The 24,383-nt window shown below is 42.5% G+C and carries 14 protein-coding genes; 8 read left to right on the top strand and 6 right to left on the bottom strand.

The genetic code is table 11. From position 1 onward, the window contains the following. Positions 1-459 precede the first annotated feature (459 nt). The 3 genes from gltB to J8Z24_RS09765 all read left to right on the top strand — a co-directional run bounded on the left by gltB (position 460) and on the right by J8Z24_RS09765 (position 7,653). Complete coding sequence (gene gltB / locus J8Z24_RS09775; protein WP_252094605.1) at positions 460-4,917, top strand: glutamate synthase large subunit; 4,458 nt, start codon at positions 460-462, stop codon at positions 4,915-4,917. A 9-nt stretch (positions 4,918-4,926) separates the two neighbouring features. Next, positions 4,927-6,342 (top strand): glutamate synthase small subunit GltD family protein, encoded by a 1,416-nt coding sequence (locus J8Z24_RS09770; RefSeq protein ID WP_128730483.1) that lies wholly within the window; start codon positions 4,927-4,929, stop codon positions 6,340-6,342. A gap of 561 nt (positions 6,343-6,903) precedes the next feature. Continuing rightward, positions 6,904-7,653, top strand: coding sequence for an MBL fold metallo-hydrolase (locus J8Z24_RS09765; protein WP_147391323.1), 750 nt, complete (start codon positions 6,904-6,906; stop codon positions 7,651-7,653). An 81-nt stretch (positions 7,654-7,734) separates the two neighbouring features. On the opposite strand, the gene recN is transcribed toward J8Z24_RS09765, so the two are convergent. From recN to nadK, 3 genes are all read right to left on the bottom strand, one after another. Further along, complete coding sequence (recN, locus tag J8Z24_RS09760; RefSeq protein WP_125252468.1) at positions 7,735-9,411, bottom strand: DNA repair protein RecN; 1,677 nt, start codon at positions 9,409-9,411, stop codon at positions 7,735-7,737. Between the two features lie 108 nt (positions 9,412-9,519). Then, complete coding sequence (locus tag J8Z24_RS09755) at positions 9,520-10,107, bottom strand: hypothetical protein (RefSeq protein ID WP_125252469.1); 588 nt, start codon at positions 10,105-10,107, stop codon at positions 9,520-9,522. A 61-nt stretch (positions 10,108-10,168) separates the two neighbouring features. Then, on the bottom strand, positions 10,169-11,053 hold the full coding sequence (gene nadK / locus J8Z24_RS09750) for an NAD(+) kinase (protein WP_125252470.1): 885 nt from the start codon (positions 11,051-11,053) through the stop codon (positions 10,169-10,171). Positions 11,054-11,143: 90 nt separating this feature from the next. Between nadK and J8Z24_RS09745 the strand changes: the two genes are divergently transcribed. Both J8Z24_RS09745 and grpE read left to right on the top strand, forming a co-directional pair. Then, a complete protein-coding gene (locus J8Z24_RS09745; protein WP_176032324.1) occupies positions 11,144-12,079 on the top strand; it encodes an HrcA family transcriptional regulator in 936 nt (311 codons plus the stop codon). A 65-nt stretch (positions 12,080-12,144) separates the two neighbouring features. After that, a complete protein-coding gene (grpE, locus tag J8Z24_RS09740; RefSeq protein ID WP_176032325.1) occupies positions 12,145-12,753 on the top strand; it encodes a nucleotide exchange factor GrpE in 609 nt (202 codons plus the stop codon). A gap of 326 nt (positions 12,754-13,079) precedes the next feature. On the opposite strand, the gene J8Z24_RS09735 is transcribed toward grpE, so the two are convergent. The 3 genes from J8Z24_RS09735 to J8Z24_RS09725 all read right to left on the bottom strand — a co-directional run bounded on the left by J8Z24_RS09735 (position 13,080) and on the right by J8Z24_RS09725 (position 17,847). Then, entirely contained in the window at positions 13,080-14,054 is a 975-nt protein-coding gene (locus J8Z24_RS09735) for a tetratricopeptide repeat protein (RefSeq protein WP_444428303.1), read from the bottom strand. Between the two features lie 215 nt (positions 14,055-14,269). Continuing rightward, complete coding sequence (locus J8Z24_RS09730; RefSeq protein ID WP_252094604.1) at positions 14,270-15,040, bottom strand: substrate-binding periplasmic protein; 771 nt, start codon at positions 15,038-15,040, stop codon at positions 14,270-14,272. Positions 15,041-15,159: 119 nt separating this feature from the next. Beyond that, on the bottom strand, positions 15,160-17,847 hold the full coding sequence (locus J8Z24_RS09725) for a CHASE domain-containing protein (RefSeq protein ID WP_252094603.1): 2,688 nt from the start codon (positions 17,845-17,847) through the stop codon (positions 15,160-15,162). 353 nt (positions 17,848-18,200) lie between these two features. Between J8Z24_RS09725 and J8Z24_RS09720 the strand changes: the two genes are divergently transcribed. From J8Z24_RS09720 to J8Z24_RS09710, 3 genes are read left to right on the top strand one after another with little or no spacing between them, the layout of a single operon-like run. Then, a complete protein-coding gene (locus tag J8Z24_RS09720; RefSeq protein WP_176032328.1) occupies positions 18,201-19,427 on the top strand; it encodes a hypothetical protein in 1,227 nt (408 codons plus the stop codon). Next, entirely contained in the window at positions 19,411-21,393 is a 1,983-nt protein-coding gene (locus tag J8Z24_RS09715; RefSeq protein WP_176032329.1) for a phospholipase D-like domain-containing protein, read from the top strand. Before J8Z24_RS09720 ends, J8Z24_RS09715 begins: the two co-directional genes overlap by 17 nt. Next, entirely contained in the window at positions 21,383-23,923 is a 2,541-nt protein-coding gene (locus tag J8Z24_RS09710) for an SNF2-related protein (protein ID WP_252094602.1), read from the top strand. Before J8Z24_RS09715 ends, J8Z24_RS09710 begins: the two co-directional genes overlap by 11 nt. Positions 23,924-24,383 lie beyond the last annotated feature (460 nt).

The following is a 24,383-nucleotide window of genomic DNA, read 5'->3' as shown; positions in this document are numbered from 1 at the left end:
CCTGATCCCTTCACTAGACAATTACTCGTTTCAATTTGGATCCAACTTTTGTTTATTTAGTTGACGTGTACGTCAACTAAAACAGGTTTGCCGCTGCATATTTATATAGCCATTCTCATGTAGTGCTTGTTAGCCAGTCTTTGGTTTATAGTAATTGTGTGAATATTTATTCATATTTTAATTTTGATTACGTTTACGTAAACGTTTACTTGCGTGGATCTTGTGGCCATTATATACTTGTTGATACCGGTGTCATTTTGCAAATTTATATTCAATATTTTCAAAATGATAAATTTTGATTGATTTGGGTAACTTGTATTACCAATGAGAAATATTCAACTTAATGAATATGTATTCATATTTGTGTTGACTCTACTTTCAATCAAGGCTAATTTTGAGTATCTGCCAGCATTTCGTCGTACCGTCATGAGCTGGCCGTTGTAGCAAGGGGAGGAGTCTATGCTATATGACTCAAAATTAGAAAAAGATAACTGTGGGTTTGGTTTGATTGCGCATGTGAGCGGACAGCCGAGCCATAAACTGATCCGAACAGCCATAACTGGTTTAGACCGTATGCAGCACCGTGGTGGTATTTCTGCCGATGGCAAAACAGGTGATGGGTGTGGATTATTGTTGCAAAAACCAGATAGCTTCTTTCGAGCTATTGCTGCCGAAAATGAGTGGCACATAGGTAAAAACTATGCGGTTGGCATGATATTTTTAAATCAAGATCAAGCGCTAGCAGCAGCGGCAGAAAAAGTCATTTGTGAAGAATTAGAAAAAGAAACACTGACGGTGATTGGTTGGCGTGAAGTACCAACTGATCCATCCATGCTTGGCCCTATTGCCAAAGCACAATTACCTGAGTTTAAGCAAGTTTTTATCGGTGCGCCAGAAGGTTGGCGTCCTAAAGATTTAGAGCGACGCCTTTATATTGCGAGGCGTCGGATTGAAAAAAGGTTGGAGCAGGACGAGCAATTTTATATTTGCAGTTTGTCTGGCTTGGTGACTATCTATAAAGGCTTGATGATGCCAGTGGATTTACCTAACTTCTATTCTGATCTTGCTGACATCCGTATGACGAGCGCTATTTGCGTATTTCACCAACGCTTCTCAACCAATACTCAGCCTCGATGGCCTTTGGCTCAACCATTTCGCTATTTAGCACACAATGGTGAGATCAATACAATTCAAGGCAATCGTCAGTGGGCGCGTGCTCGGGCCTACAAGTTTGCTTCACCGCTATTACCTGATTTACAAACGGCAGCGCCGTTTGTCAATGAGATTGGATCTGATTCCTCTAGCTTAGACAACATGTTAGAGCTGTTTTTAGCGGGTGGGATGGATCTGTTTCGAGCAATGCGTATGCTTGTGCCTCCCGCATGGCAGAAAAACCGCGCTATGGATGAAGATCTTCGCGCATTCTATGATTTTAATTCTATGCACATGGAGCCATGGGATGGCCCCGCTGGGATAGTGATGTCAGATGGTCGTTTTGCTGCTTGCAACCTCGACCGTAATGGCCTAAGACCCGCGCGCTATGTGATCACTCAAGATGGGTTTATTACCCTCGCATCTGAAGTGGGCATTTGGGATTATGCACCTGACGAAGTCATTGAAAAAGGCCGTGTAGGACCAGGTGAGTTATTGGTGGTCGATACTTTACATGGCAAGATTTGGCAGTCCGATGAAATCGATCAAGATCTGAAATCCAGACACCCCTATAAGACTTGGCTTGAGCAAAATGTAAAACGGTTAACGCCATTTGAAGCGTTAGATGAGCAAGCATCAGGTAAACGCGATCTAGATGATGAGGCCTTGGTAACGTACCAAAAGCAGTTCGGTTACACAAATGAAGAGCTAGATCAAGTTATTCGTGTGATGGGTGAAAATGGCCAAGAAGCAACAGGCTCAATGGGAGATGATACACCTTTTGCTGTTTTGTCTGAGGGGCACCGCTCAATCTTCGATTACTTTAGACAAAAATTTGCGCAAGTTACAAACCCGCCCATAGACCCGCTGCGTGAAAATCATGTTATGTCTTTGGCTACCTGTATTGGCCGAGAGCAAAACGTTTTTAACGAGACTACAGGTCACGCTAAACGCTTACAATTTGCTTCTCCAGTGTTAACGTATTCTGACATGCAGCAATTGCTGCATGCAGATGATGACCATTATTGCGCTTGCAAAATTTCATTAATATATAATGCAGAGGAGTCCTTGCGCGCAGCTATTGAACGAGTTTGTAAGGAAGCAACAGAAAAAGCACGTAGTGGTTGCGTTATGTTGATCTTAACCGACCGAGACATAGCAGCTGGAAAACACATTATACCAGCTGCTATGGCTGTGGGGGCAATACAACAACGTTTGGTGAATGAAAACCTACGTTGTGATGCAAATATCATTGTTGAAACCGGCAGTGTTCGAGATCCCCACCAATTTGCTGTATTACTAGGCTTTGGTGCCACCGCAATTTATCCCTATTTAGCATATGAAACACTGGTTGATATGTGTGACAAGAAGGTCATTCAAAAATCATATCGGGAAGTTACACTGTCATATCGTAGCGCTATAAATAAAGGTTTATACAAAATCATGTCGAAAATGGGGATCAGTACAATTGCATCCTACCGTTGCTCGATGTTATTTGAAGCCGTAGGTTTGTCTGATGAAGTGGTAGAGTTGTGCTTCAACGGCGTTGCAAACCGTATTAAAGGTGCATGTTTTGATGATTTTGCATTAGAACAACAACAGCTAAACAAACTCGCGTTTAGTAGACGCAAGTTATTATCACATGGTGGTCTATTAAAGTACGTACATGGTGGTGAGTACCATGCCTACAATCCAGATGTTGTACAAACGTTACAAACAGCGGTGCGTTCGGGGAATTATCAGGACTATATAAAATATGCAGAGCTTGTAAATAATCGTCCCGTCACCAATTTACGAGATATGTTAAAGCTCAAAACGGAACAGAACTCAATTGATCTTGAGGAAGTGGAACCAGCAACAGAGCTTTATAAGCGTTTTGACTCCGCAGCAATGAGTATCGGTGCATTATCTCCTGAAGCGCACGAAGCGCTGGCTATTGCTATGAATCGTCTTGGTGGCTGCTCAAATTCCGGTGAGGGGGGCGAAGACAAGCTCCGTTTTGGCACTGAAAAGAATTCCCGCATCAAGCAAGTTGCGTCTGGGCGGTTTGGCGTGACGCCGCATTATTTGCGCTCTGCTGATGTTATTCAAATTAAAGTGGCTCAAGGCGCAAAACCGGGGGAGGGAGGTCAGCTACCAGGTGAAAAGGTGACGCCTTACATCGCGAAACTTCGCTATTCAGTTCCAGGTGTTACTTTGATTTCGCCGCCACCACATCACGATATTTACTCTATTGAAGACCTAGCACAACTGATTTTTGACTTAAAGCAGGTAAATCCAGAGGCGATGATCTCGGTCAAGCTGGTTTCAGAACCAGGTGTCGGCACCATTGCGACTGGTGTTGCCAAGGCATATGCCGACCTTATTACCATAGCGGGCTATGATGGCGGCACAGGGGCAAGTCCACTGACATCAGTGAAGTATGCAGGTAGTCCTTGGGAACTGGGACTTGCAGAGACTCAACAAGCATTGGTTGAAAATGGTTTACGTCACCGGATCAGGCTGCAAACCGACGGTGGTCTAAAAACAGGGTTAGATATTATCAAGGCCGCTATTCTTGGTGCAGAAAGCTTTGGTTTTGGTACAGGTCCTATGGTTGCACTCGGCTGTAAATATCTCAGGATCTGTCATCTTAATAATTGCGCGACGGGTGTTGCAACACAAGATGATACGTTGCGTCAAAAACATTATCACGGCCTGCCTGAAATGGCGATGAACTACTTTAAGTTTATTGCACAAGAAGCGCGCGAAATTATGGCATCGCTTGGTGTTACTAAATTAACAGACTTAATAGGAAGGACAGATTTACTTGATGTGATTGAAGGGAATACAGCGAAGCAGAAAAAGTTAGATTTAACTCCGTTATTAGCGAAGCCAAATAATCCATCAAATGAAGCTTTATATTGCACGCATACTAACCCGTCACACTATAGTGGTGCATTAAACGAAAGCTTGCTTGAGAAGGCGAAATCAGCAATAGATGATATGACAGGTACCTCGTTGGTTAGCCGGATCTCCAATACAGATAGAGCAATTGGTGCGATGCTATCAGGCTATATAGCCAGTAAACATGGTAATCAAGGTATGGCCGCTGATCCGGTAGCTATTGAGCTACATGGTACTGCGGGACAATCTTTTGGAGTTTGGAATGCGGGTGGTCTTGAAATGACGCTGGTGGGAGATGCAAATGACTACGTAGGCAAAGGTATGGCTGGTGGTAAGTTGGTTATTCGCCCGCCGGTTGGCTCTAGTTTTGCTTCACATCAAGCCGCAATTATCGGTAATACCTGTTTGTATGGTGCAACAGGCGGTAAGTTATTTGCAGCAGGTCGCGCTGGAGAGCGCTTTGCGGTGAGGAATTCAGGTGTACAAGCCGTCGTCGAAGGCCTTGGTGATAATGGTTGTGAATACATGACGGGAGGCGTGGTGTGTGTGCTTGGTCAAGTTGGCGTTAACTTTGGGGCAGGTATGACCGGTGGTTTTGCCTACGTACTTGACGAAGAGAGTGATTTTGATAAGCGCATCAACCCTGAGTTGGTCGAGTTGGTCGACCTCAAAGCGCTGGCATCGCACCAAGAGCATCTACGCGGTTTAATTGCAGAGCATTTAGATTTAACCAGTTCAACCCGAGCTGAGCAGATCTTAGCTAATTTTGAGTTGTATTTACCTATGTTTAAACTGGTAAAGCCAAAGTCGAGCGATCTAAATAGTTTACTTGGCCACCGAGCGCGTAGTAGCGCTGAGCTACGAATTCAGGCGCAGTAGGAGAGAGCAATGAGCGAGAACGTTTACCAATTTATCGATGTACAACGTGTAGATCCGCGAAAAAAGCCTATTTCTACACGTAAGCAATCTTTTGTTGAGATCTATGAGCCGTTTTCAGAGCAACAAGTACATTCACAATCAGACCGTTGTTTAGATTGCGGAAACCCTTACTGCGAGTGGAAATGTCCGGTACATAATTACATTCCACAATGGCTTAAACTAATCCGTACAGGCCGGATTATTGAAGCTGCAGAGTTATCTCATCGCACCAACAGTTTGCCCGAGGTATGTGGTCGAGTTTGTCCACAAGATAGACTTTGTGAAGGGTCATGTACACTTAATGAAGAGTTTGGGGCTGTCACTATCGGTAATATTGAAAAGTACATTACTGATACAGCGTTTGCACAAGGCTGGAAACCAGACTTATCCTATGTCACTTGGACAGACAAAAAAGTAGCTATTATTGGGGCAGGGCCAGCTGGGCTCGGTTGTGCTGATATTTTGGTTCGCAATGGTGTCAAAGCCGTAGTTTATGACCGTAACCCTGAAATTGGGGGGTTGCTAACCTTTGGGATCCCGTCATTTAAATTAGAAAAGTCGGTTATGGAAAACCGCCGTGAGATTTTCACTGAAATGGGCGTAGAGTTTAAACTCAACACTGAAGTTGGTCGAGATATCTCAATGGACGAGCTATTGTCACAGTACGATGCCGTATTTTTAGGAGTCGGGACATACCAAAGCATGAAGGGCAATCTGGAAAATGAAGATGCCGATGGTGTTTATGAAGCGCTTCCTTTTTTGATTGGCAATACCAATCGCGTCATGGGCTATGACGAAACACAGCATAGCTATGTAAATATGGCTGGTAAACGTGTTGTTGTGTTAGGTGGCGGTGACACGGCAATGGACTGTGTGAGAACTTCAGTTAGGCAAAACGCACAATCTGTCATTTGCGCATACCGCCGTGATGAAGAGAATATGCCAGGGTCTGTACGTGAGGTGAAAAACGCCAAAGAAGAAGGGGTGGAGTTTAAATTTAACCTGCAACCTGTGGGTATTGAAGTTGACGATACTGGTAAAGTAAGTGGTGTAAAAATGGTCAATACGCAGCTGGGTGAACCCGATGCCAATGGCCGACGACGTGCCGAAATTGTAGCGGGTTCAGAGCACATACTGGAAGCTGATGCCGTGATCATGGCATTTGGTTTTAAACCTCATGACCTTGATTGGTTAGCGCAATATGATGTGGCAATAAATCACTGGGGTGGTATTGTGGCACCAGAAAAAGGTGCATTTACTCATCAAACAAGTAACCCAAAGATTTTTGCTGGTGGTGATGCTGTTCGAGGTTCTGATTTAGTAGTTACTGCTATTTTTGAAGGTAGAAACGCCGCTGAAGGTATTTTGGATTACTTGGAAGTATAAGACCTATTTTGTCTTGGCGCTGCCTCAACCTGAAGGCGTAAATTGGCGGCTAACTCGGTTCAAAGCTCTCTTAGAACAACTAAGCAGTATAATTCTTACCCAGTTAGTTCCAAGCGCTCTCACCCTAAAATAGAACACTTAATTCAGTAAATAGATATAGCTGACGAAATAACTTTTGTCGTTCATAAACCCCACTTACAGTCATTGTAACTGGGGTTTTTATTTACGTTTTTTAATTAGGCTATTACTCTAAAGCTCAGTAATTTAAGAGATGAATATCAGTGAATTAATACCAAGTACGTTAATTAATCAATCTATTTTTAGGCCAGAAAATCTTATCGATAGCACTGCTACCTTCGAAGTACCAACATCCATGGAGACAAGACAAAACCTTTGCTCTTTAGTTATTAAAATAAGAAGTTTCCAACACAGCTAGCGTCAGGCTTATTCCCTTAAAACTGCGCAAGTATTAAGGCTGATTTGGTATTATAGTATGGTTTTTTTATAATGCTCACACTATACTCCGTACAAAAAAGAATAGAAAGGAATGAAAAATAACAAATGCAAAAATTCAGAATAACTAAAAACTTGTACCTCTATCAATTTCCACCATTTGAAGGGGATCATGTTGGCTATAATATTTATGCTTTTATTGAAGACAACACGGCTATGCTCCTTGATACCGGATTTGAAGCACATGGAAAAGCTGTTCATGAAGATCTAAACAGCCAGGGTATTAATATTACGCAGGTATTATTCTCTCATTTCCACCCGGATCATATCTCTGGTCTGCCAGCGCTTGCAATGCCAGAACTATATGGAAATCACCATTATAAAAATACACTAAATAAATATATAGATAAAACTAAGCATCATTATTTTGAGGGGCTCAACGAGCTTAATGAAAACTCGGTTTTGCATTTCGGTGAGTTCGATTTTAAATTTGAGTTTATTTCTGGGCATGTGGAGTGTGGTTTGTATACCATCATCAATGATAAATACATCCACGTAGCTGATGACATTATGACGTCAAATAAATCTGAAGCACTTTTGCCAGCTGTTCATATTAGTGGCGCACAAGCACATTTTGATTCTCTTGAAAAATTAAAAAGCTACGCTGAGCTAACGTTACTACTCTCCCATGGAAATCCAATTTCTGGAGCGGAGCAAGTTTTAACCGAAATATCTCAAAGACAAAGTTATCTAAAGGCATTGGCTCAAAGTGAATCACCACTTAGCCTAGAAAAGGCCATAGCCAAATGCACAACTCAGTTTTTACATACAGAGTGGCATAACTACGTATATCGTTAGTCATGCCACACAATGCAAAGTTACCGCTGCACTTATTCTCCAGTTATCTTTATGATAAATCGTTCAAGTCAAAAGTGGCATTCACGCACTTTGTACTTGTAATAGTTCCTTTGCACTCGCTCTTGTTGTATCACTTATTCTATCGCCACCGATTAATCTGGCGATCTCATCGATACGTTCGTTATGTGCCATCGGCGTCATTTTGGTAAAGGTTTCACCATTCTCAACTCGCTTTGCGACAAAAAATTGGTTGTGACCACTGCACGCTACTTGTGGTAAGTGCGTAACGCAGATTACTTGTGTAGACTGGCCAAGTTGGCGCAGTAATTTACCTACTGTTGCCGCTGTCGGCCCAGAGATACCGACGTCCACCTCATCGAAAATCAAAGTAGGGGTGGTGACGCGTGTTGCGATAATAACTTGTATGGCTAGGCTGATCCGCGATAGCTCTCCACCTGAGGCGACTTTCCCCATAGGCTGTAAAGGCTGTCCAGGGTTTGTAGAGACATAAAACTCAATGTGATCATATCCAAGTGGACTCGGCTTTCCACCTAGGTTAGGTGTTAACTGGATCTCAAACTGGCCATCGCCCATTGCAAGTTCTTCCATACTCGCAGAGATACGCTCGTTAAGAGATGCACTGGCCTGCTGGCGACTTTGGCTTAATCCATGAGCAGCTTGGTTGTAGGCGTTAATCGCTTCAGCTATTTCTTCTTCTAGCGCATCGAGTCTTGCGGAGTCAGAGGTAATAGACTCAAGTTCATGTTGCAGTGCTTGGTGATGTTGATAGAGCAACTCAGGCTGAACTTGATGTTTTCTTGCCAAATCTAAGGCTTGTGAAAGTCTATCTTCTAGCTCCTGTAGTCGCATCGGATCTTGCTCAACTGAGTCGGAATAACTGCGGATCTCTCTACTGGCTTCTTCTACTTGAACTGCTGCTTCATCAAGCACTTGCGCAATGTTTTCAAGGGTTTTATCAAAGCTGGTAAGTTCAGAAAATACTTGAGCGCTTTGCTGTAGTTGCGATAATACAGTCTGCTCGTCATTTTCATATAGACGAGATAATTCGCGATGGCACTGTTCTAAAATTGTTTGGCTATGACTTAGGCGTGAATGTTCACTCTCAATATCTTCATATTCACCTTCTTGTAAAGCAAACTCATCAAGCTCAGCGACTTGATATTCAAGAAGTTGTTTTTTTGCTGCTTGTGCCTGTTGTGACTTTTGAAGATCGACATATTCTTTTTGTAGCTTGTGATAGTGACTATATTGTCCCTTAACTGCTTGCAAGAGCGTGGTGTGATTAGCATAAGCATCTAGTAACTGTAACTGATATTCAGGCTTCAATAACAACTGATGAGCATGCTGCCCATGAATAGCAATTAGGTGCTGCCCAAGCTCTTTTTGTTGACCAACCGTGACAGGTGAGCCGTTGATATAGCTTTTACTGCGCCCATTTTTACTGATCACTCTACGAAGAATACATTCATTTTCTTCATTTTCTAGCATATGTTCGGTAAGAAAACGCTTAGCTGCTGGGAGCTGAGACACATCAAACTGAGCTGATATATCGGCTTTTTCACTGCCCGGACGGATTGCTGCAGGATCAGCTCGCTCGCCAAGACAAAGAGAAAGCGCATCAATAGCGATAGATTTACCAGCGCCTGTTTCACCAGTTATTGCGGTCATACCGCAATGCCAGTCGATATTTAGCGCACTAACAATAGCAAAATTTTGTATATTCAGAGCCAAAAGCATACTGTACACCTTAACAAATGATCACTGTTAATTTATACAGTATTTGGTTGTTTAGCAACTTATATCATAAAATTTCTTTCAGATATTAAGCGACACTATTAAGTGTATTCAGCTGAGTGCGCGCTCTTTCATAGCCGGAGCTGATTGTTTTTGTTGCGTCGGTGGTTCTGGCGCTTCCACTGCTGGGTTCTGGATGTTTTCGGCTTCATCATCTTGCAAAGTAGTGGGGGTGTCTGGTGTTTGAATACGTGCAATGAGTGCAGGTAAAATCTCACGATAAAAATCGCGATTATATGCGATCCCTGCGTTTGGCAACTCTGCAACAAAATATTGTAGCTGTTCGGCAAGTAAATCTATATTGCCGTTTTGTCTGCACTTATTTAACTCGTTCGTGACTGAATAAATGAATAGTTCACTGACTTTTTCGAGTTGAGCGAGGTTTTCCTCAGAGTGCGGTTGCACAACAAAAAAATTACCGACAATTGCATTGATCTGCGGGGCATATTTGGGCCGCAAGATCTTTGCTTCTACAAACTCTGCTACTTTCTGTTTAAAGTGGTTGCTTATTACTTTAAGACGGTCATTAAAGGCCTTTTTTTCAGCTTCACGGGCTTTTCTTCTATTGTTTTCAATCACTAAATACACGGAGAGTATAGTGATAAGCAGCGCTAATGTGAAAAATACAACGTAAGCCATTTTATTATTTTTTACCTAATTTAGAAAATTAACCAAGGTTATTTTGCGTAACTTTATGTACTTAGTAAAGCCTACTGCCCCAATTTAATTTCTGCCTAAGAACATTGTAGTAGGAGTAACACTTAGGATGGATAAGTCTAAGCTTTTTCTCTGCTTTTTTTATAACCACTTCATCTCCGGGCAAGACTGCAAGTACTACATGGCTATCACAACTTACCTGTAAGCTATCGGTATTTTCCAAGCTCAACTTTAATTTAACTTCTTTGTCAGCATCAACAACAAGTGGCCGGCTAGACAGTGTATGGGGAAACATGGGAACCAATGACATGGCATTAAGCTCGGGTGTCAAAATAGGCCCGCCACCGGATAATGAGTAAGCCGTCGACCCCGTTGGTGTGGATACTATCAGACCATCGGAACGTTGAGAAAACACAAAATCATCGTCGATGAAGGCTTCAAACTCAATCATGTGCGCGACTTTGTCAGCATGAAGCACCGCCTCATTCATTGCTAAATTTGCACTTTTGAGTTGGTCATGCCTGTATACGGAAACTTCTAATAAAAACCTGGACTCTTCAATAAATTGACCACTTAGTACCGCTTCTAACTGCGCTTCAAACCCTTCGGGGTTGAGATCAGTTAAAAAACCGAGGTTTCCTCTATTCACCCCTATCACAGCAACATCAAAGCGAGCAAGTACCCTTGCTGCACCTAACATATTACCGTCGCCACCTACAACAATTGCCAAATCGCAGCGTTTTCCTAATTCAACTAATTCGACAACACACGTTTCATCTAGGGTTTTAATCTGATCAGCGACACGATCTTCAACGAGTACTTCATATCCTAATGCTTGCAAAAAAGTATAAAGTCGTTGTAAGGTCGTTCCCGCACCCTCATGGTTGGGTTTGCCAATTAAGCCGATAGTGTTAAACGTGGTCGTCATTCAGTCATTTGTCCTTGATATTTTTATAGCAAGATTATCTTAAAAGCGTAGTGCTTGAAACTGACAATTGACACCCATATTAAAATATTTATGAAACTGAATCCTAGAGATGAACAAATTCTGTGCGCGGTTATGCGTCATTACTGTAATGGTGATGGCCAACCTGTTGCATCAAGCAAAATTGCACAGCAAGATGGGCTTTCTATTTGCTCTGCTACTGTACGCAATTCGATGGCACGCCTTGAAAATAAGGGCTTATTATATTCACCGCATACTTCAGCTGGACGCGTACCGACGGATCAAGGGGTAAAATTTTGGTTACAAGAGTTTTTCCCACTGACTGACGTGGCTGTACATTGGCAACCTGACCAGTCAGCGATTGTTTCGTTTGCCCATTTACTAAGCCAAAACTTTCAGGTCTGTTGCTGCGTTGGTTTACCACAAGTTAGCAGCAAGCAGATGTTTCGTGTAGAAGTACTCGATTTTGATCGCAAAAATTGGTTGGTGCTGTTAATAGACAGGGCTGGGCAGTCTCACAATATTTGTATTGATAAACCCGTTGATGACTCCGACGCGCTGCGTTATCAGTTTGCGGCGTGGATGAATACCGTGTTTAGCCAACAGAACTTGGTTGAAGGACTGCATCGGATGCGGGCGATGGCACATAGTGCGCCACCAAGCTGTCATCATATTTTGGCACAGTGGACAAAGCAATTAAGTCAGCAACTGGGCTCTGACAACGCAATTGTTGTGGGCGAGCGTTATTTATATAACCGCCTAGAACTGGATAAAGAAATTAACATTGGCGTTGGTTTTTTAGAGCAGGTTGAAGATCGCTTAGCATTTAAAGATGGCGTATCGGTATTATTGGGGGAGGAGCTGAGTATGCTTGATTTAGGTCGGGTAGTTGTACTAAGTGTGCCCTATTTTTCTAAAGGACAATATCAAAGTCGTTTCTGCGCGATTTGTCCCGCAGACTCGAAGATTGAGGCAATCTTAACTGAATTCAAAAAATTGCCTCAGTAAAGGGTTGAAACTCTCATTTCAATCCCCATAATTACGGCAGTTGTAAAGAATCGGAGAATAATCACATGTCTGAGCAGACAAAAGCCACAGAGCAAGAGCTTGATCAAGAACAAACGCAAGTGGAAGCAGAAACGGTTGAAGCACAAGAGCAACAATCAGAACAAGCTGAAAATGTGAGTGAGTTGAGCCCAGAAGAAGAAATTGCTGGCTTGTATGCGCAGCTAGAAACGGCTAAGCAGACCATTGACTCGCAAAAAGACAGCGTAGTTCGCGCCGCAGCAGAGCTAGAAAATGTACGCCGTCGTGCAGCTCAAGATGTTGAAAAAGCGCATAAGTTCGCACTTGAAAAATTCTCAAATGAATTGCTACCCGTCATTGATAACCTAGAGCGTGCGATTGAGTTTTCTGACAAAGAAAATGAAACGCTTAAGCCTGTGTTGGAAGGTATCGATATGACGATTAAGTCTTTTGCTGATGCGTTGGCAAAGTTTGGCGTTGAGGCTGTAAACCCTCAAGGTGAAGCGTTCAACCCCGAATTACATCAAGCTATGTCTATTCAGCCAAGTAACGACGTTTCGCCAAATACTGTGCTAGCCGTGATGCAAAAAGGCTACACTCTAAATGGCCGTTTATTGCGTCCTGCTATGGTGATGGTATCGAAAGCGGCTGAGTAAACCTCGGATCCGCTTGCAATACCAAAGTCGGCTTAATACTTGAGGGTAAAAGTGAGCGACTTATAAGAGGCTACCAAAATGGGTGGCCTTTTTTATGTTCAGTGACTGAGGGTAAGAACGTGCGGATACCAATTTGACTTAATACTTGCTCAATTTGAAGGAGTAAATCTGACGCTAACAGCGTTAAAAATTTCTTATTTAGAACAACTAAATAGCGAAATTTTTGCCTGGTTATCGACAAGATTTTCTCGCCTAAAAATAGACCACTTAATTAAGAAAATTGGTATTAGCGCTAAATGTAGCCGATTATGCTATTTGATGCCCCGCTACCATTGGCAGCGTTTTACCTTTGCAAACCATGAACTCGAAAAAGATTTTTCTGTTATCGGTTGGGGAGCGATGATGTCAACACTTAGCTCCTTCGCTAAATAACGATGTACCAGTATTTTTACCTTATCACTCTCTAATTGTGTATAAGCGACTTGCAGTTCATCTCTTGTTGCTTGACTGATAATTTCACCTTCTAATTGATGATAGCGTGCTTCTAGCCATTGTAACCACGCTTGTTTTGCCACATTTGGAAAAGCATTAGTTAGTGTTGAAGTTGGCCCTTGTAGTCGTTCGTAATTGACAATATGTTTTTGAATTAGAAAAACAAACATAAGATTGATCCCTGCGGATATTTGTCCAGCTCGTTTATCAATAGCCTGATAGCCGAGTAGCGCACTGCGAAAATACTGCTCAGCCTCTGGTACTTTTCCCTGATCTAACGCCAAACTCCCTAAATTGCTCTCCAACATTGCAAGGATAGGAGTTTGTTTCAGTTCAATGGCAAGCTGACGTGCTTTGTGATAAATGTTACGGGCTTTTTGATAACGATTTTGGTTGCGTGCAAGTAGTGCGATACTGTTCATCAAAGATAATCTTTGGCGATCGTTTTTTGCGTACTTATACGCGCACTCTAAACTCATTTCAGCGTCCTGCAAGTATTCTTGGTGTCGTAACCAAATGCCCAGAGCACTCAGCACAGTAGGAAGGTTTGCTTTGAATGTCACTGTATGTGAATGAGCGAAAACAGCGTTGATTGAGTCATAAAGGCGGTCTTGCTGATTAGTTGGAACTGATGCACGAGCATTTAGTAAATGCCATTGAATATAAAGGTCAACAGGAGCGGTTGACAAGCCTTCTAGGCTATCCAAAATGACTAGAGAGTGAGCTGGATTAACGGTTAAATAGTCCTTAGCTTCATCTAGTTTTTGTGCAAACTGCGTCGAGTCATCAGCTAGAGCTGCTTTTATCATACAAATCAGCCAAAGAATGAAAACAATCGAGCGTCGCAAATCTGCCTCGCAGTACCGTAGTCAATATAATAAATGTAGTCGCTTGCAGTAACATGTGGCAAGCCGAGTTTGGCTATTTGCTGATGTTACGTAGTAGAATGAGGTGTAAATATTGAGCGAAAGCGATTTCTCAATCGTCATGGCTTCGCTCAATATCTCTGGTTGTTCAATTGATATTATAAAGTGCCGCTTTTCGTATCGGACATAAATAAAGCATGTAGCTCAGCTTGCTTCGCATTAATGAGTTGATTGATCGTACTTAACTCATCTGAGGTGATGGTTTTTTTACTAAGCATATAACGCACTGGTGTGCTAAAGGCATCAACATTTGCATAGACAATACCCGTATAACTAGAAGATCTGATCAAATGATTACCAGCCAACTTATCTTCAATTGCATAATCGACTCTACCAATCCGCAGTAAGTCAAAGCGCCGTGTCGCATTTGGGAGGCGGATAACCTGCTCGTTGTTGTGGTTTTGAGTCAACGTTGCAAAGGTATCACCGTAGTAGCTGCCATTATTGATGGCAAAGGTATTGTCTGTAAGTAGAAGCGACTCGATATGCATATCGGTTCTTGGGTTTTCTTTTAGTTGGAATAACGCCATGATCTCTTGACGATATGCTGTAGTAAAGTAGGCATATTTTACTCGTTCTGGGGTTTGAGTTGCGGCAACAAGTAAGTCGATATTACCAGCTTTGATCTCTGCAAACATTCTCGCTGATGAAGGGTAAATTATGTATTTAAGGCAATACGCTGGGCGAGTAAAAATGGTGTTTAATGCTGATATCTCAAGACCAGATAAGGTATTGTCTTGGTGCTCAATATAGGGTGGCCAATAAATTTCATTTAAACCAACACGTAACGTCTTAAAACAGGTTGCGGTAACTTCAAATGCACAAAGAATGAGTAGTAAACTAAGTGGAATATAACTTGAATATGGCATTATAGACTGGCCCTGAGAAGCCATTTTTTAATATAAAAATGAGTCATCAGCAAAGTAAAAAGGGGATATTTATTTTATATTAATTCATGATGTCTATACTTTTATATAATACTAAGGTGTTATTTTCGAGAGTTGAGTACAGTGCCTATCACATTAATGAGCTCATTTTGGTCAATTGGTTTGGCGACATATCCGTCAAAACCAACTCGCTCATAGAGTGCTTTGTCCTCTGCAAATGCGTTAGCCGTTAGAGCGATAATGGGAATTTGAGGGTGATGTTGTTTTAAGTATTTACAGGCATCAACACCATCCATCTCTGGCATTTGAATATCCATTAAAATGAGATCGGGGGAGTGTTTAGTAGCCAGCTCAATCGCTTCTTTTCCGTTATTTGCAAGGGTGATGTCACCATTGGATTTGTTGATCATTGAACGGACAACCATTTGATTGATTGGATTATCTTCTGCAAGAAGAATGGCAACTCCACTAAGATCTGGTGCCGAGTCTTCAGTATGCGTGGATAAAGTTGTTATTTGCGTAGATCTTTGTAGCGGCAGCTCGACAGTAAACACGCTACCATGGCCAAGTTTACTTTCTACGCTAATTTTACCCGCCATGAGTTCTACTAGTGAGCGAGTAATTGATAGCCCTAAGCCTGTTCCTCCAAACTTTCTGGTTGTTGATTTATCGGCTTGTTCAAACCGGGAAAATAGCTTTTGTATGGTTGTGTCGCTCATGCCTATCCCAGTATCTATCACTTTGATAAGCAAACCTGTCTCATTTTCTAGTGTTGTTACTTGTATCTTAATATGACCAGACTCGGTAAATTTAATCGAGTTAGACAGTAAATTGAGTAATATTTGCCTCGTCCTTACCTCATCTCCCAACCAATGCTTATGCTCAAGCATCATGTCTACCTTAAAATCTAATCCCTTATTTTTAGCTAGTACTAAAAAATCAGAGTGCAAATGCTCTATCAACACACCAATATCAAAAACCCGTTGCTCTAGCTCGATCCGGCCAGCTTCTATTTTTGAAAAGTCTAATATATCGTTAATAATTGTATTTAGGGCTTTAATAGAATAAGTGGCTTTTTCCACAAGATCAGATGCAGTGTTACTAAGCGGCTCTGATTTTAATAATTGTAGGGTGCCATACAGGCCATTCATTGGTGTTCGTATCTCATGACTCATATTTGCTAAAAACATTGCTTTGGCCTTTGCTGCTTGCTCTGCAGCTTCTTTTGCCTGCGATAGCTCCCGTTCGTGTTTAAGCTGCTCTGTAAGATCGTTTGCGATCCCCAAAAAGCCATCGATTTGACCTTGTTCATCTCTCAAAGCAGTAACGTTTAATTTTATTTGGACATGTTGATTTTGTTTGGTGACGTATGTCCAACGGCTAGTGTCTACCTCGCCTTGTTTCGCTTTTGCAATAAAGACTTCAAAATCAGGTTGGATCGGCTGTTTCAGTTCATCGGTAAGGGCATGTGCTTTTGCTATTACTTCACTTTTTAGGTGACAGCTATCTGGGTAGTATTTACCAATTAGCTCAGCTTTTTTATAGCCAAGCAAGCGCTCTGCGGCGGGGTTAAACTGGGTTATATTTCCGCTTTTGTCGGTTGCGATTATGGCGTACCCAGAGCCTTCAACAATGCTTGTATGAAGTTGACTATATTTGACTATTTCTTTGGTGCGGGCTTTTACTTCTTGTTCTAAAGATGAGTTCAACTTTCCAAGTGACAGCGCTTTCTCGGCCTCTACCGCTAGTTTCTCTTTTTCTGCAAGGCGCTGCTGAAGATAGCTCAACAGTATAATGTAGGTGATAACGGCGAGTAAAAATGAAACCAGTAAAGAGACTTGGAGTATCAAGTTGGGAGAAGTTAGGTTTAGTGATTTTATAAACATTGGGGTAGGAGAGGTAGTTACCTCCCACACTCTACCAAATAGATATAGCTGCTTGGTTGACATATGCGTTGCTGTCACAGTACCTTTGGGTATAGAGTTGTAAAAGGGGATTGCAGCTCCTGCGTTAGTGACGTCAGATATTTGAACGGATACATCTTGTCTAAAAGACAACAAGGTAGAGAGAATTTCATCAATAAGTAGTGGTGAATATGTCCAACCGACGAGGTTATCAAGGTGGATTGTTTCCTCGCTAATATCTGTAAGTGTGTTGTAAACGGGGGCGAGGATCAAAAAGCCATACTTAATTTTGTTGTCAGCTTGCACAAGCGTAATAGGAGCGGTAAGTCTCGGCGAGTTGGTTGTTGCTGCCTCCAAAGCTGCTGCTCTACGATTCTCCTCAGAGCCGATATCTAGTCCCACGGCTTGTTTATTATTTATCTCAGGTTCAATATATTGAATAACAAAATTACTGTCGGAGTGTGGGTTTAAGTATTTTATCGCAAAGTTATTATCACTACGCTCAGTTTGAGCGCGAGCAACAAAGGTATCGAGCTGTGCCGTAGGAATATATTTTATAAACCCAAGTCCGCGAGCACCGGGATATTCAACCTCAAAGTTAAAAGACTGAATATATTGCTGCATAGCTTGATAATTAAACTGCTGTGGATTTGCGTAGATGGCAGAGCGAAGACCTAGAACCCCATACCAATATAAAGTAACCCGCTCTCGGACTCCCTCGGTAATATGTGCCAAACGGGAAGACAATGCTGATGAAACCTTCTCCGCATGATGCTGTTTTTCTTGCTCAAATAAAACTAGTCCATAAGCCATTCCAACGATAAGTACAGCCAGTGCGGCAATGAGCGGCAGAAGTCGAATTTGATAAATACTCGGCAGTGGCACATTAGTTTCCTTGCACGGTTTGTCTACGTCTTATGGTAGTCGAGGTCAGATTGAATAGATAGGAAAAATAGTTTTTATACCGGCTAGTAATTTGTGTGCTTAAAGCTGTTGCTGCTCACAACTGTGTGAGAGGTTAGCGACAAGTACGCAAGCTTATCTAGTATTGGGTAAAAGCATCTGGCAAGCTTAGTATTATATATTTCAGCTAGTTAACTAACATTCTACATCGAGTTCAGATTAAATAGTTTGTTAAACATAAGTATAGCTTGGGCAATATTTAACAATGCTTGATGGCGAACAGATTGCTTTTGATAGTAATGCGAGCACAGATATAAGTTTATGATAAGGATTTTATGATGCAGTGGGGAGTCATGCCACCAGAGCAAATAGGTTCACAAAAGCGAACCCGCACCCTGGGGCTTAACTCAGTTACCCGCCAGTTTAATGAGCTGGCAGTCCCTGGCCTTGGCGGTGTAAAATATGTCAAACCTGTTTTTCTTGCGTGTTTGGGGATACAAGTTGCTCAACAAGTGCGTGATTTGGGCAAGCATGTCAATAACCTTCAGGTTACGAATGCCATTGAGGCGCTGGCTTGTTACTTAGGTTACAAAGAAAATAATTGGCAACCAAATCGGCGTTTAAGGGGGATCACAAAGTTACGAGCGCCAAAAAATACGACCTATGACACATTTAGCGCCGCGCACTTTTATGTGACTCAACCAATGAGAATGAGTACGGTACAAGCTTTACCAGCTCTTGGTTTAGTCAACTCCAAAGGCGAACGTTTTAATAACTTTAGACTCAGTGAGCAAGGAGCTGATCTGGTTAGCGCAGGTTGTGCGATCACGAAAATTAACGTAACAAATTTTCTTACTCAATGGGTGCTTGGTCTAAAACAACTCCCTCATCATCCTTATCAGTTAACTCGGGTACTCGCGCCTCACATTAAGCTTGATACAATGGCTTTAGCCATTTTTCGCCAAGCGCTGTTGTCGGGTAATGAAACCGCAGTGATAAGAAGAAAAGCGATACTGGAGTGGGTAAAGTACGCAGAGTGTAAAGCTTGGAAAAACTGGCAACGGCCGCATTGTATTGATGCCTCTCATTTCAACGACCTAAAAAGTGGCGCATACTTTTTCGCGCTTAGAGACAAGGCACTGGATTTACTGAATGTGATTGAAGTTCATATCCTGGGGTTGCAGTCTAAAAAGCTAAAATTGTCGGTTAAGCTACCTAACGGTATTCAGGACGCCACTACATTGTTGAGACAAGCTGCCACCGCATTTTTGGCGTTATCCTATGATCCCACAGGCAATAAAGAAGCGACAATGTTTGCAAAGTCATGTGCTCAGCAAAGTGATATAGCAGTGATCCAATTTTTAGTTGAAAAAGATGAAGTTGTGCTGCGTTACATAGAGCAATGTATCTTACCTGCGGCAGCCTTTGGCGACCCAGATCCTGTCCATTCGGAGCCAGACAATAAAACACAGCGCTTTGCTCCAAATATCTCATACAGAGTACCGAATATGTATCAGCTCAATAGAGACTTTGAAGGTAAGGAGGATGACACTGATGAGTAAGGAGCAGGCCAAAGCACTTAGTGATCAGTTTATCTCGCCAGCAGGCTATGCAGGGATGTTTGGTCTTATTGTTGGTTACTCAGCGGATGTGCATTTTTTAAACACGGCAAGTGAAAAATTCACGCTGCAAACAACAATGCAAAGAGCGTATCAAGGAGCGATGAGATTAGCGCTTGTTTTAGACCCAAGACGTGCACAGTTGTCACCAACAGCATGTCCTGGCCTTATTCACCTTCCGTTTCGCAGTGAGGAGAAAAGAAACTTTAACTTACTCCACAGTAAAGTGGCGCTGCTGGGGTTTAAGTCACTCGCATCTGATGACCATCTTTTTAGGTTAGTCGTATCGACAGGTAACTGGACACGACAGACACTTGAAGACAGTCTAGATTTTGTGTGGTCGATAGATGTGGACTTACGTAGTGATGATAAACAAGGTATTGCTGATATTGCCGCGGCCTATCACTTATTGAGCGACATCTTAACTAATGTAGATACACGTATTTTTAATCCCGCCGCAGGAAATATCCACGGCATAGTTGGTGGGCGAGATTATTACAACTTTCATCGTATACTGACAGGAATAAAGCGCACTCAAGGCATAAAAGCTAGGTTTTTCGACAACCGAAAGCAAGCGCTGTGCGCGCAGCTCGCACCACTTATAAAACATCACAGTGGTGATAAAAAACGCAATCTTTTACTATTAGGATCTGGCTTTTACGAAAACTCGGAGCACCGCGGCTCGCCTAAAGTACTTAGCCATATTCATAACACTCTTTTGGAACAAGGGTTACTCAGTCTAGGCGCACAAAAACACATTGTTGTTAATCCAGACTCTTGTCAAGCAGTAGCGCATAGCTTTGGCAGTTTAATAAAAGACAAATGGCAAGTGTACCGAGCTTATGATCCGCTTTCAAAACAAGGCAAGCAAATCCGAAGCCTACACGGAAAATTTATTTTTTCTGCGTATAAGCAGCGTAATCGGGATAGCTGTGGACAGGCATGGGTGTACTTAGGATCTGGCAATCTCACTAAGCCAGGCTTTACCCAAAAAGCATCTTATCGCGGGGGAAACTTAGAGGCTGGCATCGTATTCAGTCCTAAGGGGTTAACTTGGGATGGCGAAGATAATCCAGACAGTGCGATTAGCAACAAGTTTCCGGTGTGCTTAGAAAAAGAATACCAGGTTACTGATCTTAACAGTCTGCAATCAGGCAGTGAGTTTACAGAGCAGCAATCACAACATATTGCGTTACCCATTGCGTACTTTGTAATTACACACACAGCTCAGCAGTATTGTGTGCTAAAACCAAATGCCCCTTTTACGTCCAAATGTAAGTTCGATAAGCGCCACCGTGGTCAATATCGTGTTAAAAATACTGAACGCATAAATTGGTATGGAGAGGCACCTCGACAACTCACGGTTAGTTATCATCATGATGGAATGACTTTGAGTGCAGATATACCGGTGATCGATGAGTTTGGTCGTATTGCCGCAACTGTGCTGCCACAGTTAGAACTTGATGATGCGTGGCAAGCGTTTAGCGCCTTTCCAAATCCGCTGAGTGTTGCTGATGACAGTATAGACCAAAAGGGGCAAGGCGGCGGTACTGCCAGTGCTTCTAGCTCGACGTCTTCGGAAGATAAAAGCTATCTTATTAACGCAATGATGGGATTAGTTGAGCTAATTGCCGAAAAGCAAACACAAGTGTTAGAGCAAGATTGGCCACAGTGGTGTGCTCGACTTGAGCAAACGCTATTGCAGCTAAAGCAAAATGAGGCATTTGCTTATTTTAAGGAGCTTGCGGTCAATCCTTTGTCGCCACTTTGGCATTCACCGTTTCGACCTCAGTTTGCTGAAACAGTAGAAAATGAGCACGGTAAACGTTACGAAAAAACGCTTAGTCGAATTGAGAAAAAGCTCGAGCTAGCGCAATTACATAGAATAGGAACAGGTGATGCAATTTGATGGTTGGCAACAGGTTGCGGATCTACTGCTTAACTCAGTCGATGACAATAACCACCTAGATGAAGGGCAAAAAATCAGTGTAAGAGCAATGATTAAACGCTTGCAGAAGTCGGGTGTGATCATCGCAGACGAAGTAGGCATGGGCAAAACCCGAATAGCAGTGGAGATAATTAATGCAGTTAAGCGAGCAGGCGGACGTGTTTTGGTCATTATCCCGTCTAATCTGGGGTTTCAATGGCAAACTGAATTGGCTGCGCGAGACCCATGGTTAAAATCCAAGCCTGTAGTGACCAGTTTATGGCGCTTCTTAGATGCCTACAGTGATACCGAACACGCTTCTGCGTGGTCAAATGAGCAAATAGTCTTGCTCTCTCAGCGCTTTGCAAGTTGGCGAGTGAGTGAAAATTCAAACTCTGCGCGTTTTGCTTTGCTACCTCAAGTTTTTGCGCAGCATTGTAAAAGCATCAGTAAGCGCTTCCCAAATGGATATAAAAATTGGTCAGATATGCACGTTAGCACAGCTGCAAACTGTGCCAAAGAGATTGTTCAACGCGTTGATACCCATCCTGTATTGACCGAGATAGTCAAAGAGTTTAATTGGCGTCGCGCTATGTTAGATAGCAACTTTTTTTCTGATGAGCAAAATAAAACCTTACTCAAAAAAGCGGTGGGCTTAGGGCTTGGTGAGTTTGACCTTGTCGTGATTGATGAAGCGCATAAAAGTCGGGGTGATGAAAGTAGCCTAAATGCTATCTTAGAGCATATTGTACTACAAACCGCCACTGCACGTCGTGTTGCCATGACCGCCACTCCAGTGGAGCTTGATGTGGGGCAGTGGGGCGACATATTAAATCGGATCTGTGTGCCACAATCTCAACGAGACGACATTTTGAAAGTGGCATACCAATATGTGCAAACCATAACTCAACTTAGAAAAACATGGCGTGCAGACCAGAAAATTGTGCAACAGTATCAGGCTATATCTAAGCGCTTTGAACAAGCACTTTCGCCTTATTTACTAAGAAGAGACAAACGTCAAGATAAGTATATTCGTGATTTTTGTAGAGTCTCTGGGCTATCAATCAATGCTTACCGGCGATATATGCCGATATTGATAGAAGTTTCAGAACTATCGCCGCGGTGGAAGCAAATTGTGTGTGCCGTTGAGGGATTCTCAGCGGCTGCCCATAAGCTACCAGATGGAAAATCAAAAAGAGCGAGGTTAACGCTTGGCAGTGGTCATGGAATTGCAGAAATCATAGACAGTGCAATGAAAGCGCCTAAGTACACCAAAACCCAAGATACCGACGTCGCCACTTATAAAAAGCAGCAAAGGGCAAACTGGTGGCAATCTGTCATTACACAATCCTACCAATCAGGCGAAGCGTCACTGTATAGTCACCCTGCCATTATCAAGGTGGTGAATGAAATAGAACAAGATTTGCGACAAGGGCAAAAAGTATTAGTATTTGGCAAAATGACCAGACCGATGCGAGCGCTAACCAATTTATTGAACGCCAGAGCCATGCTCAAGTCACTAAAAAAGAAAACGTACTGGCCACAAAGTAAGATATGGGCTGGTGGAAAAAACCACGAAGAGTCAGAAGAATTTGCTGTGAAAATGGCATGCAAGCAGCTAAATATCAGTTGGACACTGACTGAAATAAACCAAAAACTACGCAAGCAATATAAAGCCAATGACAAACGGTTAAGTCGGGAAAAAAACACCCTCATTAAGAAGATTGCAAAATCCAAAAAGGTCTTTGACTCAAGGACTCTGGCCTTATTTGAAAAATTTCAAACGTCGCAGCAAGCCGGGTCAAAGAGTAAAAACATAACGCCTTTTATGCACGCTATTTTTGAACTGGCGGATAAAGCCTCGTCGATCCCTTCATCGGTAGAGTTGGCTAAAAGTTTTATGAGTTTAATGGATGCGGTAAGTGCAAAAGCGGCATGTAGTGAAAGCGATAATCCTAATATGCGAGTTTCTGACGAACAGTGGCGTTTGATTGAGGAGCGGGTGAGTAAAGAGTTTGGACACGTGAGAGGTGCGATGGCTAGGTTTATGTATGGTGATACCGATCCGCATAGTCGTAAAGTGATGCAGCTCGGGTTTAATCGCGAGCACAGTTACCCCAGAGTCATGGTTGCTCAATCGACCGTTGGTCGAGAAGGGCTTAATCTCCATAGAGCTTGTCGAGTGGTGTATTTACTACATCCAGAGTGGAATCCGGGGGTGGTAGAGCAGCAAATTGGACGAGTTGACAGGATTGGCTCGCGGTGGCAAAAAGAATTTAAAGCGCATCAAGCAAATCAAGCCAGTAACGGTGAGCTTCCCTTTATTGAAATAAAACCTGTGATTTTTAAAGGCACCTATGACGAATACAATTGGCAGGTACTGCATGCTCGCTGGGATGAGCTGCGCTCACAGCTGCATGGTATCATCTTACCAGGCTCCGAGCGCAGTAATGGTGATGAAGCGCTATATGACAAATTGTGTGCCGTTGCACCGGACTTTTCACCTAAGTAATGAGCTTGTCGATAATAACTTGTTCTCTTGACGCTGTTATACCTTTCAACAGCGTTAAATTTCTTTGCAATATTAGCTGATTAACTCAAATCTTATCCCGAGCCAAGCTAAGTTGCGGTGGGGAGTGTGCTTTCTAGGGTCGGATCAGCGCACATCAATTATCCGAAGCCCAAGTTATTTACTGTATAGTTACGTATTTACGCTTACGTAATGCGATTGGTGTCTTAAGTGAGTGCCAAAGCTGACAGCGAGAAAGGTCATAGTTAGTCGACATCTATATTTTTAAGCCCCAATCTTATCTTAATATTTCAGGTAAAAGGTCAAATTAGCTCAAATTTACCATGTAAATACGATAATCTGAGCAAATATAGCCAAGCTTACATGCTTGCGTTGTTTGCTGAAATATCTTTGTCATAAAGGGTAGCTACTGTCTGCGCCAAGTTAACAAACCTGAGCAATA

The sequence above is a fragment of the Pseudoalteromonas sp. SCSIO 43201 genome, from assembly GCF_023716725.1.
GTDB classification, from domain to species: Bacteria; Pseudomonadota; Gammaproteobacteria; order Enterobacterales; family Alteromonadaceae; genus Pseudoalteromonas; species Pseudoalteromonas peptidolytica.
This window is presented reverse-complemented; position numbering and strand designations above follow the sequence as displayed.

Coding starts and splice junctions, on each gene's coding strand:
- gltB (WP_252094605.1), top strand. CDS start 460: ATGCTATATGACTCAAAATTAGAAAAAGATAACTGTGGGTTTGGTTTG.
- J8Z24_RS09770 (WP_128730483.1), top strand. CDS start 4,927: ATGAGCGAGAACGTTTACCAATTTATCGATGTACAACGTGTAGATCCG.
- J8Z24_RS09765 (WP_147391323.1), top strand. CDS start 6,904: ATGCAAAAATTCAGAATAACTAAAAACTTGTACCTCTATCAATTTCCA.
- recN (WP_125252468.1), bottom strand. CDS start 9,411: ATGCTTTTGGCTCTGAATATACAAAATTTTGCTATTGTTAGTGCGCTA.
- J8Z24_RS09755 (WP_125252469.1), bottom strand. CDS start 10,107: ATGGCTTACGTTGTATTTTTCACATTAGCGCTGCTTATCACTATACTC.
- nadK (WP_125252470.1), bottom strand. CDS start 11,053: ATGACGACCACGTTTAACACTATCGGCTTAATTGGCAAACCCAACCAT.
- J8Z24_RS09745 (WP_176032324.1), top strand. CDS start 11,144: ATGAAACTGAATCCTAGAGATGAACAAATTCTGTGCGCGGTTATGCGT.
- grpE (WP_176032325.1), top strand. CDS start 12,145: ATGTCTGAGCAGACAAAAGCCACAGAGCAAGAGCTTGATCAAGAACAA.
- J8Z24_RS09735 (WP_444428303.1), bottom strand. CDS start 14,054: ATGATAAAAGCAGCTCTAGCTGATGACTCGACGCAGTTTGCACAAAAA.
- J8Z24_RS09730 (WP_252094604.1), bottom strand. CDS start 15,040: ATGCCATATTCAAGTTATATTCCACTTAGTTTACTACTCATTCTTTGT.
- J8Z24_RS09720 (WP_176032328.1), top strand. CDS start 18,201: ATGATGCAGTGGGGAGTCATGCCACCAGAGCAAATAGGTTCACAAAAG.
- J8Z24_RS09715 (WP_176032329.1), top strand. CDS start 19,411: ATGACACTGATGAGTAAGGAGCAGGCCAAAGCACTTAGTGATCAGTTT.
- J8Z24_RS09710 (WP_252094602.1), top strand. CDS start 21,383: ATGCAATTTGATGGTTGGCAACAGGTTGCGGATCTACTGCTTAACTCA.